The sequence below is a fragment of the Aggregatibacter kilianii genome, from assembly GCF_003130255.1.
Classification (GTDB): domain Bacteria; phylum Pseudomonadota; class Gammaproteobacteria; order Enterobacterales; family Pasteurellaceae; genus Aggregatibacter; species Aggregatibacter kilianii.
Genome location: NZ_NRCN01000001.1, coordinates 1205380 through 1218099, shown reverse-complemented (window position 1 = coordinate 1218099; position 12720 = coordinate 1205380). Strand labels below are relative to the sequence as shown.

Sequence of the window (12720 nt, the reverse complement as noted above, 5' to 3'; positions counted from 1 at the left end):
TGGCAGGGGCGGAGAGGCTCGAACTCCCAACACCCGGTTTTGGAGACCGGTGCTCTACCAATTGAACTACGCCCCTAATGGTATGTAATCTTAGAAGATTAAAAATTTGGCGGAATGGACGGGACTCGAACCCGCGACCCCCTGCGTGACAGGCAGGTATTCTAACCAGCTGAACTACCACTCCTAATGAGGATTAGCAGTGACCTACTCTCACATGGGAAAATCCCACACTACCATCGGCGTAACAGCATTTCACTTCTGAGTTCGGTATGGATTCAGGTGGGCCTACTGCACTATGACTGCTAAAAAATTTTTATTACTTTAGCTAACTAAGATTTAATTAACTAAAGTAATAAGCTTGGCGGTGACCTACTCTCACATGGGAATATCCCACACTACCATCGGCATTACGGCGTTTCACTTCTGAGTTCGGTATGGATTCAGGTGGGCCCACCGCATTATCGCCGCCAAAATTCGGTCGATGACTTTACTTCCGTCTTCTCGTATTCTCTATCCTTCAAACCAAAACAAGCTGACTCTCAACTTTCTCTTAGTATCATCACCTCTATTCCCGGTGAATCACCTACAGTCTCTCTTTATTCTCTCTTAACTGCTACCCACCCAATTCCGCTCTCATGCCTCAGGTCTCCCCAAAAACACTTGAGCGTTGTATGGCTAAGCCTCTCGGGCAATTAGTACATGTTAGCTCAATGGCTCGCACCACTTACACACCATGCCTATCTACGTCTTAGTCTTAAACAACCCTTACAGATTTATAATCTGGGAGAACTCATCTCTTGGCAAGTTTCGTGCTTAGATGCTTTCAGCACTTATCTCTTCCGCACTTAGCTACCCGGCAATGCGTCTGGCGACACAACCGGAACACCAGCGGTGCGTCCACTCCGGTCCTCTCGTACTAGGAGCAGCCCCAACCAATTCTCCAACGCCCACGGCAGATAGGGACCGAACTGTCTCACGACGTTCTAAACCCAGCTCGCGTACCACTTTAAATGGCGAACAGCCATACCCTTGGGACCTACTTCAGCCCCAGGATGTGATGAGCCGACATCGAGGTGCCAAACACCGCCGTCGATATGAACTCTTGGGCGGTATCAGCCTGTTATCCCCGGAGTACCTTTTATCCGTTGAGCGATGGCCCTTCCATGCAGAACCACCGGATCACTATGACCTACTTTCGTACCTGCTCGACTTGTCTGTCTCGCAGTTAAGCTTGCTTATACCATTGCACTAACCTGACGATGTCCGACCGTCATTAGCAAACCTTCGTGCTCCTCCGTTACTCTTTGGGAGGAGACCGCCCCAGTCAAACTACCCACCAGACACTGTCCGAGACCACGTTTCGTAATCTTCGTTAGAACATCAAACGTTAAAGGGTGGTATTTCAAGGACGACTCCACAATCACTGGCGTGACTGCTTCAAAGTCTCCCACCTATCCTACACATCAAAATTCAATGTTCAGTGTCAAGCTATAGTAAAGGTTCACGGGGTCTTTCCGTCTAGCCGCGGGTACACCGCATCTTCACGGCGATTTCAATTTCACTGAGTCTCGGGTGGAGACAGCCTGGCCATCATTATGCCATTCGTGCAGGTCGGAACTTACCCGACAAGGAATTTCGCTACCTTAGGACCGTTATAGTTACGGCCGCCGTTTACTGGGGCTTCGATCAAGTGCTTCTCTTGCGATAACACCATCAATTAACCTTCCAGCACCGGGCAGGCATCACACCCTATACGTCCACTTTCGTGTTTGCAGAGTGCTGTGTTTTTAATAAACAGTTGCAGCCAGCTGGTATCTTCGACCGGTTCAACCTTCAGGGGCAAGCCCTTACAATCTACGCCGGCGCACCTTCTCCCGAAGTTACGGTGCTATTTTGCCTAGTTCCTTCACCCGAGTTCTCTCAAGCGCCTGAGTATTCTCTACCTGACCACCTGTGTCGGTTTTCAGTACGGTTTAGATAAACCTGAAGCTTAGTGGCTTTTCCTGGAAGTGTGGTATCGGTTACTTCAGCTCCGTAGAGCCTCGTCATCATCTCTCAGTGTTAAGGAAGTCCGGATTTGCCTAAACTCCCCACCTACCAACTTAAACGACCATATCCAACAGGTCGATAACCTAACCTTCTCCGTCCCCACATCGCAGTTTATCCAAGTACGGGAATATTAACCCGTTTCCCATCGACTACGCTTTTCAGCCTCGCCTTAGGGGCCGACTCACCCTGCCCCGATTAACGTTGGACAGGAACCCTTGGTCTTCCGGCGAACGGGTTTTTCACCCGTTTTATCGTTACTTATGTCAGCATTCGCACTTGTGATACGTCCAGCAAACCTCTCGATTCACCTTCTTCCGCTTACACAACGCTCCCCTACCCAACAGTATTGCTACTGATGCCGCAGCTTCGGTGCTATATTTGAGCCCCGTTACATCTTCCGCGCAGGCCGACTCGACTAGTGAGCTATTACGCTTTCTTTAAATGATGGCTGCTTCTAAGCCAACATCCTAGCTGTCTAAGCCTTCCCACTTCGTTTCCCACTTAATATAGACTTTGGGACCTTAGCTGGCGGTCTGGGTTGTTTCCCTCTCCACGACGGACGTTAGCACCCGCCGTGTGTCTCCTGAGTATCACTCTTCGGTATTCGCAGTTTGCATCGGGTTGGTAATCCGGGATGGACCCCTAGCCGAAACAGTGCTCTACCCCCGAAGGTGTCCGCTCAAGGCTCTACCTAAATAGATTTCGGGGAGAACCAGCTATCTCCCGGTTTGATTGGCCTTTCACCCCCAGCCACAAGTCATCCGCTAATTTTTCAACATTAGTCGGTTCGGTCCTCCAGTTAGTGTTACCCAACCTTCAACCTGCCCATGGCTAGATCACCGGGTTTCGGGTCTATACCTTGCAACTAATCGCCCAGTTAAGACTCGGTTTCCCTTCGGCTCCCCTATTCGGTTAACCTCGCTACAAAATATAAGTCGCTGACCCATTATACAAAAGGTACGCAGTCACCCTTGCGGGCTCCCACTGCTTGTACGTACAAGGTTTCAGGTTCTATTTCACTCCCCTCACCGGGGTTCTTTTCGCCTTTCCTTCACAGTACTGGTTCACTATCGGTCAATCAGGAGTATTTAGCCTTGGAGGATGGTCCCCCCATCTTCAAACAGGATATCACGTGTCCCGCCTTACTTGTCGTTAGCTTAGTACCATAACCTGGACTTCGAGTACGGGGCTATCACCCTGTGTCGCTGTGCTTCCCAGCACATTCCTCTGTCTCTGTCATTATCACTAACAGGCTCCTTCGCGTTCGCTCGCCGCTACTAACGAAATCTCGGTTGATTTCTTTTCCTCGGGGTACTTAGATGTTTCAGTTCTCCCGGTTCGCCTCATTATCCTATGGATTCAGATAATGATAGTGGGTTCTTCACCCACTGGGTTTCCCCATTCGGACATCTTGGATTAAACGCCTCTTATCGACTCATCCAAGCTTTTCGCAGATTAGCACGTCCTTCGTCGCCTCTGATTGCCAAGGCATCCACCTTGTACGCTTTGTCACTTAACCATACAACCTCAAGTATTCTTATAATTAATTCAATTTCATAAACTTAAAAGTTAATTTAAATCTAAAATCCACTTAAAATCACAACATTGAATCGAAAACACTTAACGTCGCTAAGCAGTAACAGTTAATTTATTAAGAGCAATCGCCTTTTATCAATTACTCTCACTCAGACTTTCTTGAAAGTCTCGTTTTCAGCTTGTTTCCGGTTTGTTAAAGAACAGGTTTTATAAAGAAGATGAATAATCATCTTTATATGGCGTCCCCACGGGGATTCGAACCCCGGTTACCGCCGTGAAAGGGCGATGTCCTAGGCCTCTAGACGATGGGGACAACATATAAAGATGCTCTCTTTTCTTCCTTTGCTTTGCTCTTCTCTTGTCTACAATCATCAGCCAAACTGTGTGGACACTTAAGTTCGTCTTTCGGTAAGGAGGTGTTCCAACCGCAGGTTCCCCTACGGTTACCTTGTTACGACTTCACCCCAGTCATGAATCATACCGTGGTAAACGCCCTCCCGAAGGTTAAGCTATCTACTTCTGGTACAACCCACTCCCATGGTGTGACGGGCGGTGTGTACAAGGCCCGGGAACGTATTCACCGCGACATTCTGATTCGCGATTACTAGCGATTCCGACTTCATGGAGTCGAGTTGCAGACTCCAATCCGGACTTAGACGTACTTTGTGAGATTCACTCCACCTCGCGGCTTCGTCGCCCTCTGTATACGCCATTGTAGCACGTGTGTAGCCCTACTCGTAAGGGCCATGATGACTTGACGTCATCCCCACCTTCCTCCGGTTTATCACCGGCAGTCTCCTTTGAGTTCCCGACCTAATCGCTGGCAACAAAGGATAAGGGTTGCGCTCGTTGCGGGACTTAACCCAACATTTCACAACACGAGCTGACGACAGCCATGCAGCACCTGTCTCATGGTTCCCGAAGGCACTCTCATATCTCTACAAGATTCCATGGATGTCAAGAGTAGGTAAGGTTCTTCGCGTTGCATCGAATTAAACCACATGCTCCACCGCTTGTGCGGGCCCCCGTCAATTCATTTGAGTTTTAACCTTGCGGCCGTACTCCCCAGGCGGTCGATTTATCACGTTAGCTACGGGCACCAAGCTCAAAGCCCAATCCCCAAATCGACAGCGTTTACAGCGTGGACTACCAGGGTATCTAATCCTGTTTGCTCCCCACGCTTTCGCACATGAGCGTCAGTACATTCCCAAGGGGCTGCCTTCGCCTTCGGTATTCCTCCACATCTCTACGCATTTCACCGCTACACGTGGAATTCTACCCCTCCCTAAAGTACTCTAGACCCCCAGTCTGAAATGCAATTCCCAGGTTAAGCCCGGGGATTTCACACCTCACTTAAAAGTCCGCCTGCGTGCCCTTTACGCCCAGTTATTCCGATTAACGCTCGCACCCTCCGTATTACCGCGGCTGCTGGCACGGAGTTAGCCGGTGCTTCTTCTGTGATTAACGTCAATCGTGATGCCTATTAAACATCACGCCTTCCTCGTCACCGAAAGAACTTTACAACCCGAAGGCCTTCTTCATTCACGCGGCATGGCTGCGTCAGGGTTGCCCCCATTGCGCAATATTCCCCACTGCTGCCTCCCGTAGGAGTCCGGGCCGTGTCTCAGTCCCGGTGTGGCTGGTCATCCTCTCAGACCAGCTAGGGATCGTCGGCTTGGTAGGCCATTACCCTACCAACTACCTAATCCCACTTGGGTTCATCCTATGGCATGTGGCCCGAAGGTCCCACACTTTCATCTCTCGATTCTACGCGGTATTAGCGACAGTTTCCCGTCGTTATCCCCCTCCATAAGCCAGATCCCCAAGCATTACTCACCCGTCCGCCACTCGTCAGCATAAGTACAAGTACTTACCTGCTACCGTTCGACTTGCATGTGTTAAGCCTGCCGCCAGCGTTCAATCTGAGCCATGATCAAACTCTTCAATTCAAAAAGTTTAATCGCTCAATACTGCTAGCTAATTAATCTATCTATAAATAAACGATTGTTTCGTAGCACTATTCAGTTCAATTTTAAAATTCTTTTAAAAACGAATCTTCAAGTGCCCACACAGTTTGTCTGATTGATTGTTAAAGAACATTTGCATTAAGCAAGGTGGTAAATTATATAAACAAAATATATTTACAGTCAAGAAAATTTGTTAATTTTCTTTCAATTACTCCCCCTTGCGGTGCGGAGGCGTATTATAGGGATTAGATCCAAAGGATCAAGTGAATTTTTCAAAAAAATGTCTGATAGCTTAGAAAAAATACAATTTGCTTATTTCAAAGTCAAAAACGCTTCTGAAAACGACCGCACTTTTTGCCAGTCGGTATATTCGATCTCTTTTGTCGGATCCGTTTCCCCGCCCGTGATTCGCATAATAAATTGGATCATTACACGATCAAAAAATGTATAGCGCGGGTAAAGCAACGCACCTGCAAAAACCGCGGAAATCGTTGGTTGCCAAGTGATACGTTGTAAAAATTTACGCACATAGACGTTAGTTTCCGGTGTGGATTTTTCCGGTTTACGGGCAGTTAAATTAACACCAAAAAAAGCCGTGATTTTTTGATTTAAAAGTGCGGTGTGTTTTTCCAAAATTTTATAAAGCTTCTTATTAAAATGTCCGTAACGAATTGATGCACCAATAATAATACGATCATAATCTTGAAGATTGACCTTATCACTAATTGACTTTACATCAACATTTTCTTTGATAATTTCCGCAATATAGGCTGCAATTTTCTTGGTTTGCCCATCATGACTTGAATATAAAATAAGCGTTTTCATTATGATTTCCAAAAAGCCGGCGTAAATAGCACTAATAATGAAAAAATTTCTAACCGCCCGCATACCATGGCAAGTGTGAGAATCCATTTAGCGTCATCGGGAATGCTCACGAAGTTGCTACTCACACTGCCCAATGCGGGACCTACATTATTTAAACAGGCAATAACTGCGTTAAATGCATCGAAGGTATCAACCCCACAGCTAATCACACCTAATAAACAAATGACAAAGACGAGTAAATAGGCAGAGAAAAATGCCCAAATACTCTGAATCACCCGTTCGTCTAACACCCGTTTGCCTAACTTGATTGGATAAACCAAATTAGGGTGAATTAAGCGATTCAACTCCCGCTTGCCTTGTAAATAAAGAACGAGTACGCGAACAACTTTTAATCCCCCGCCGGTAGACCCTGCGCAACCGCCGATAAAAGAGGCAAATAATAACAGGATCGGTAAAAATAGCGGCCATTGATCAAAACTTGACGTGGTGTAGCCTGCCGTTGTGGAAATGGAGACCGATTGGAAGGCGGCTTGCTCTAAATTTTGCAAAGCATCATTAAAATGATGATTGGCAAGCAACATGGCGAAGCACACAACCACTAACACCATTTGGATAAAAATAAAGAAACGAAATTCCGGATCGCGAAAATAGCTTGATAGGATACTGCGCTTACCAAGTTGGGAAAATGCATTGAAATGTAAGGCGAAGTTACAGCCTGAGATAAGCAAAAAGACAATCGTGATTAGATTGACGGCGGAACTATTAAAATAAGCCATGCTCGTGTCATGGGTGGAAAATCCGCCGATAGAAACCGTAGAGAAGCTGTGACTAATCGCATCAAACGGTGACATTCCTGCAAACCAATAGGCTAGGGCACATAGCGTGGTTAATGACGCATAAATAAACCACAATGTTTTCGCGGTCTCGGTAATCCGTGGACGCATTTTATTTTCTTTTACCGGCCCGGAAATTTCTGCGCGATACAGCGACATCCCGCCGATACCCAACAATGGAATAATCGCCACCGCGAGTACAATGATCCCCATGCCGCCTAGCCACTGCAATAACTGGCGATAGAATAAAATCGCTTTAGGCAACTGATCCAATCCGATAATTGTAGTAGCACCGGTCGTCGTTAAACCGGAAAAAGACTCAAAAAATGCGGAAGAAATGGTTAAATCAGGCTCCTCAAATAAAAGGAATGGGATCGCCCCTAGACTGCCCATCACAACCCAGAAGGCAACAACAATCAAGAATCCCTCGCGTGAGCGCAACTCTTCTTTGTGATGATGACATGCCCACCATAAAATCGCACCGGCGATGATGCTCATAACAAAGGACTGGATAAAGGCTTTACCGCCGCCATCACCGTAAAGCAACGCCACAAATGCCGGCAATAACATGGTGCATGAAAAGCACATCACTAAAATGCCGACAATGCGTAAAATGGATAAAATATGCACTAAATAATCTCTCTATTCATTCTTTGTTAATGTTATCCTCATTGGAGAAAACAACAAAACAATATTCAAAAACGCTGTTTTTTATGACCGCACTTTTTATGGTTTGAAAATCATATTGTGTAGCCATTTTCCGAATTTTGCTGATTTTGTATCACACTTTATTGTATTATAAACCGTAATTTTTCGTAACAAATAACAAAAATGGATAATATAAAAATCACACAAACACTTGATACCATCGGTTTACGTTGTCCTGAACCGGTGATGTTGATTCGTAAGCACATTCGACATCTGCAAGAGGGTGATGTACTTTTGATGTTGGCGGACGATCCAGCCACAACCCGTGATATTCCAAGTTTCTGTCGGTTTATGGATCATACCTTGCTACATAGCGAAACCACACAACCGCCCTTTCGTTATTGGGTGAAAAAAGGGAAATAGGATTAATTGAAATCAAAGTGAGGCATTTATGCTAAATCCGAAAAAAATAGAGCATATCATACAACAAATTCAAGACAATTTACCTAAAGGGATTAAAGACTTAGGCCAAGATGCCGAAGCGAAAGTAAAACAAGTTTTACAGGCGCAATTGTCAAAATTAGATATTGTGACCCGAGAAGAATTTGACGTGCAAACCCAAGTGTTAATGCGTACACGCGAGAAATTGACGGCACTGGAAAAGCGCGTTGAGGAACTGCTTGGCGAAAAAACACAATAAAAAATTCCGTCTCGGCAAAGAAGAAAAACACCGTATTTTTTGACCGCACTTTAGTTTCAATCCCACCTAAAATGAGGAATAAGTATGTCAACTTTCCAATACTTACAAGAAAAACGTAAGAAGCTTAATCTTAAAGTGAATGATATTTGCCAACAGGCCAATATTACCCGTGCTTATTTCAATCAGTTGGTGAGCGGAAAAATTAAGAATCCCAGCGCCACAAAATTAACCGCGCTACATCGTGTGCTACAAATTCACGAACCGAATAACAAAAAAATTGGTGTTATTTTCGGCAAATTTTACCCTGTCCACACCGGTCACATTAATATGATTTATGAAGCCTTCAGTAAAGTGGATGAAGTGCATGTTATTGTATGTAGCGATACGGAGCGGGATTTGAAACTGTTTTATGATAGCAAAATGAAACGGATGCCAACGGTGCAAGATCGCTTACGCTGGATGCAACAAATTTTCAAATATCAAAAAAATCATATTTTTATTCATCATTTGGTAGAAGATGGTATCGCCAGCTACCCTAACGGTTGGCCGGAATGGGCAAGTCGGGTAAAAGAATTATTCAAAGAAAAAGGCTTTACACCAAGCGTGGTCTTCAGCAGTGAAGTGCAAGATAAAGCGCCTTACGAAAAATATTTAAATCTGGAAGTCTCTTTAGTGGATCCTAAACGAGAATTCTTTAATGTCTCCGCGACTAAAATTCGTAATCACCCTTTCCATTATTGGAAATTTATCCCGAAAGAAGTGCGTCCGTTCTTCGCCAAAACCATTGCGATTTTAGGTGGCGAAAGCAGCGGGAAAAGCGTTCTGGTCAACAAATTAGCCACCGTATTCAATACCACATCCGCATGGGAATATGGCCGTGAATTCGTGTTTGAACAACTGGGTGGCAACGAGCAGGCAATGCAATATTCCGATTATCCGCAAATGGCATTGGGGCATCAACGTTACATTGACTATGCTGTGCGTCACGCTCACAAAGTCGCCATTATCGATACGGATTTCATCACCACGCAAGCCTTCTGTATTCAATATGAAGGCAAAGCTCATCCGTTTTTGGATTCCATGATTAAAGAATATCCTTTCGATGTCACCATTTTGCTCAACAACAATACGCAATGGGTAGATGACGGTTTGCGTAGCTTGGGTAGCCAAAAACAACGCCAACGTTTCCAACAACTATTGAAAAAATTGCTCGATAAATACAATGTGCCTTACATTGAAATTGAATCACCGAGTTATTTGGAGCGTTATAACCAAGTAAAAGCGATCGTTGAAAAAATTCTAAACGAAGAAGATTTACCGGAATTAAACAGCGACCATCCGCATTCTATTTTCTAAATAAAATAGAGGAACTATGATTTTATTTGCGGGCGATCCCCACGGCAGTTTTGACCACCTTTACCCATTTTTGCAAGCCCACAAGGATATTGCCTTGGTAATCCTTGGTGATTTGCAACTCACTACGCCCGAACCGTTGGAAAAGCTCGCTCAGCTCGCTGATTTGTGGTTTATTCACGGCAATCACGACAGCAAAACAACGGCGGCGTTTGAATCCTTATGGGGGACAGAATGGAAGCATCGCAACTTGCATGGACGGGTGCAGAACATTCAAGGTAAACGGATTGCCGGTTTAGGTGGCGTCTTTCGCGGACAAATTTGGATGCCACCGAACAAACCGATGTTTTTTGATCCCATTCATTATTGCCAATATTGTTCTCAGGAAAGAATTTGGAGGGGTGGCGTGCCGTTGCGGCATCGCACCTCGATTTTCCCATCAGATATTGAAGCGTTGGAAACTCAACAAGCGGATATTTTAATTTGCCACGAAGCGCCAAAACCACACCCTTCCGGCTTCGCGGTGATTAATCAACTGGCGGAAAAAATGGGCGTACAACAAATTTACCATGGCCACCACCATGAGAATTTTGATTACGTAGGCTCCAAACATCATTATCAAATTATCAACGTCGGTTTTCGCAGTCTATGCGACGAAGCCGGTCGTTATCTTTATGTCGGCGTGGATGACAGAGCGTTATAAACGCTCAAAAACACCTAAAAATTCAACCGCACTTTCGTATAAAATCCTTAATCTCAGGTGATTTTATGCGATAATGCGCCTTCACTTTTTTTGGAATTAGCTTATGTTATTAAAAAATAAAACACTAGGTAGCGCCTTAATCATTGCCGGAACCGCCATTGGTGCCGGGATGTTAGCGATGCCGCTTACTTCGGCCGGGATCGGTTTCGGTTTCACCGCCGCATTATTAATCGGACTTTGGTTACTTCTTGCCTACAGCGGACTGCTTTTTGTTGAAGTGTACCAAACCGCCAAACGCAAAGATGACGGCGTAGCCACCTTAACAGAAAAATACTTCGGCATTCCGGGACGCATCATTTCAACGGTGTCTTTATTTATCTTACTTTATGCCTTATCTGCGGCCTACATGACCGGCGGTGGTGAAGTCTTAGCCAGTGCTTTACCGGAAAACTTCTTCGGCGAAGGCGATGCCAATTTAAAAGCCTCTATTTTGATTTTTACCATTCTTTTAGGCGCCTTTGTGGTTATCGGAACCAAAGGCGTGGACGGTATTACCCGCTTACTGTTTTCAGGCAAAATTTTGGTGTTCATTTTAGTGCTCGCCATGATGTTGCCGAAAATTGCACCGGCAAATCTCATGGAAATGCCTTTAGACTACGCCTTAATTTTGTCTGCCGGTCCGGTGTTTTTCACCTCTTACGGTTTCCACGTGGTCATGGGCAGCATTAATAATTACTTGGATGGCGATGTTAAACGCTTCAGAATGGCGATTATTATCGGTACCGCCATTCCGCTTTGCGCTTACCTATTATGGCAATTAGCCACTCACGGCATCTTCAGTCAAAATGAATTTATTGCCATTTTAAAAGAAAACCCAAGCATCACCGGTTTAATTAACGCCACTAAAACGTTAACCGGCAGTGATATGTTAAGCAGCATTCTTCCGGTGTTTTATTCGCTAGCCTTAATCACATCCTTTTTAGGCGTAGCGCTTGGCTTGTTTGAAGGCTTAAATGACTTATTCAAACGGACAAAAATCCCGGCGAATCGTCTTAGCCTCACCGCTACCACCTTTATTCCGCCGCTAATCTTCGCATTGTTTTACCCGAATGGGTTTATCGCTGCCCTAGGCTACGCCGGTTTATTGTGTGCCTTCTACTGTCTCATTTTACCTATCGGCTTGGCATGGCGAACCAGACAACAATACAAAGATCTGCCCTATCGCGTAGCCGGCGGTAATCTCATGTTGGTGCTTGCCTTGATCGTTGGCCTCTTAATTATCGCCATTCTTTTCCTGATGGAATCCGGCGTTCTACCAAAAGTGGTGGGGTAAATTTAACGAAAATTCCCACCGCACTTTTTGTTCTTACAGAGCATATAAAAACAAAGGGCTGTTCACACAGCCCTTTGTTTTTCTTGGTAATCTTAATTAAATCGAACATGCGGTTTAATTTTTTCTAAAGTGGAATCGCCTACACCCGGTACCTTGGATAACTCTTCCAAGTTTTTGATTTTGCCGTTTTTCTCACGATATTCAATAATCGCTTTGGCTTTTACCTCACCAATGCCGGACAGGCTTTGCAACGTTTCCGCATCGGCACTGTTAATATCTACTTTTTTGCTACGGGTTGCACTTGATTTGGCACCCTCTTTTACGGTCGATTTGTCTTCGACTTGCGCGGGCTGTTCATTTTTAAATTGACGTTTTACCGCTTTCTTGCCTTCAGAAAATTTCTCTTTGGTGGCATCTTTAGCTTCGGTGAATTTTTCTTTCGTGGCATCTTTGGCCTCCGTAAAGGTCTCTTTTGTTGCCTCTTTTGCCGATTTCATTTTATCGGCCACTTTGTCTTTAACTTCCACTGCCCCATCTTTCACTTTAATGGCGCCCTTTTTCACTTGACCGCCAACTTCCTTAGCTTCGGTCTTTACCGTTTGCCACGCAGTTTTGGCATTATTTTTCACATCCGATAACACACTTTCTTCAGCCAATACGGTAGTGGATACAGTCATAGCAGTGACCAATGCAAGCAGAGATTTTAATAGTTTCATTTGTTTTTCCTTTGATAAATTTAAAAACGACCGCACTTTAACGGCAAATTTTGTGAT

General features: G+C 45.0%; 8 protein-coding genes, 3 tRNA genes and 4 rRNA genes. 5 read left to right on the top strand and 10 right to left on the bottom strand.

Annotated features, from left to right (window positions below):
- The 9 genes from DK428_RS05720 to DK428_RS05680 all read right to left on the bottom strand — a co-directional run bounded on the left by DK428_RS05720 (window position 1) and on the right by DK428_RS05680 (window position 7840).
- Window positions 1–76 (bottom strand) — tRNA-Trp (locus tag DK428_RS05720).
- 31 nt (window positions 77–107) lie between these two features.
- A tRNA-Asp gene (locus tag DK428_RS05715) sits at window positions 108–184 on the bottom strand.
- A 7-nt stretch (window positions 185–191) separates the two neighbouring features.
- Window positions 192–307, bottom strand: a 5S ribosomal RNA gene (gene rrf / locus DK428_RS05710).
- 49 nt (window positions 308–356) lie between these two features.
- Window positions 357–472: ribosomal RNA gene (gene rrf, locus DK428_RS05705) — 5S ribosomal RNA — on the bottom strand.
- A gap of 199 nt (window positions 473–671) precedes the next feature.
- Window positions 672–3568: ribosomal RNA gene (locus tag DK428_RS05700) — 23S ribosomal RNA — on the bottom strand.
- A 254-nt stretch (window positions 3569–3822) separates the two neighbouring features.
- A tRNA-Glu gene (locus DK428_RS05695) sits at window positions 3823–3898 on the bottom strand.
- A 96-nt stretch (window positions 3899–3994) separates the two neighbouring features.
- A 16S ribosomal RNA gene (locus tag DK428_RS05690) occupies window positions 3995–5534 on the bottom strand.
- Together the 16S, 23S and 5S rRNA genes with 3 tRNA genes alongside form the textbook arrangement of a ribosomal RNA operon.
- A 330-nt stretch (window positions 5535–5864) precedes the next feature.
- Window positions 5865–6377, bottom strand: coding sequence for a menaquinone-dependent protoporphyrinogen IX dehydrogenase (gene hemG, locus DK428_RS05685; protein WP_109064854.1), 513 nt, complete (start codon window positions 6375–6377; stop codon window positions 5865–5867).
- The gene (locus tag DK428_RS05680; RefSeq protein ID WP_109064853.1) at window positions 6377–7840 is read right to left on the bottom strand and encodes a TrkH family potassium uptake protein; all 1464 of its coding nucleotides are present in this window, start codon (window positions 7838–7840) and stop codon (window positions 6377–6379) included. The genes hemG and DK428_RS05680 overlap by 1 nt, the downstream gene beginning before the upstream one ends.
- 201 nt (window positions 7841–8041) lie before the next feature.
- On the opposite strand from DK428_RS05680, the gene tusA reads away from it, so the two are divergent.
- The 5 genes from tusA (at window position 8042) to DK428_RS05650 (ending at window position 11947) form a co-directional block, all read left to right on the top strand.
- A complete protein-coding gene (tusA, locus tag DK428_RS05670) occupies window positions 8042–8281 on the top strand; it encodes a sulfurtransferase TusA (RefSeq protein ID WP_109064852.1) in 240 nt (79 codons plus the stop codon).
- A gap of 28 nt (window positions 8282–8309) precedes the next feature.
- Window positions 8310–8558: a ubiquinone biosynthesis accessory factor UbiK gene (gene ubiK / locus DK428_RS05665; RefSeq protein ID WP_005702113.1), complete on the top strand. Its 249-nt coding sequence runs from the start codon at window positions 8310–8312 to the stop codon at window positions 8556–8558.
- Between the two features lie 84 nt (window positions 8559–8642).
- Window positions 8643–9914, top strand: a complete 1272-nt coding sequence (gene nadR / locus DK428_RS05660) for a multifunctional transcriptional regulator/nicotinamide-nucleotide adenylyltransferase/ribosylnicotinamide kinase NadR (RefSeq protein ID WP_109064851.1) — start codon at window positions 8643–8645, stop codon at window positions 9912–9914.
- Between the two features lie 16 nt (window positions 9915–9930).
- The gene (locus tag DK428_RS05655; protein WP_109064850.1) at window positions 9931–10614 is read left to right on the top strand and encodes a metallophosphoesterase family protein; all 684 of its coding nucleotides are present in this window, start codon (window positions 9931–9933) and stop codon (window positions 10612–10614) included.
- Between the two features lie 103 nt (window positions 10615–10717).
- Window positions 10718–11947 carry an aromatic amino acid transporter gene (locus DK428_RS05650; protein ID WP_109064849.1) on the top strand — a complete coding sequence of 410 codons (1230 nt, stop codon included), beginning with the start codon at window positions 10718–10720 and terminating at the stop codon, window positions 11945–11947.
- Between the two features lie 92 nt (window positions 11948–12039).
- On the opposite strand, the gene DK428_RS05645 is transcribed toward DK428_RS05650, so the two are convergent.
- Window positions 12040–12663, bottom strand: a complete 624-nt coding sequence (locus tag DK428_RS05645) for a ComEA family DNA-binding protein (RefSeq protein ID WP_109064848.1) — start codon at window positions 12661–12663, stop codon at window positions 12040–12042.
- Window positions 12664–12720 lie beyond the last annotated feature (57 nt).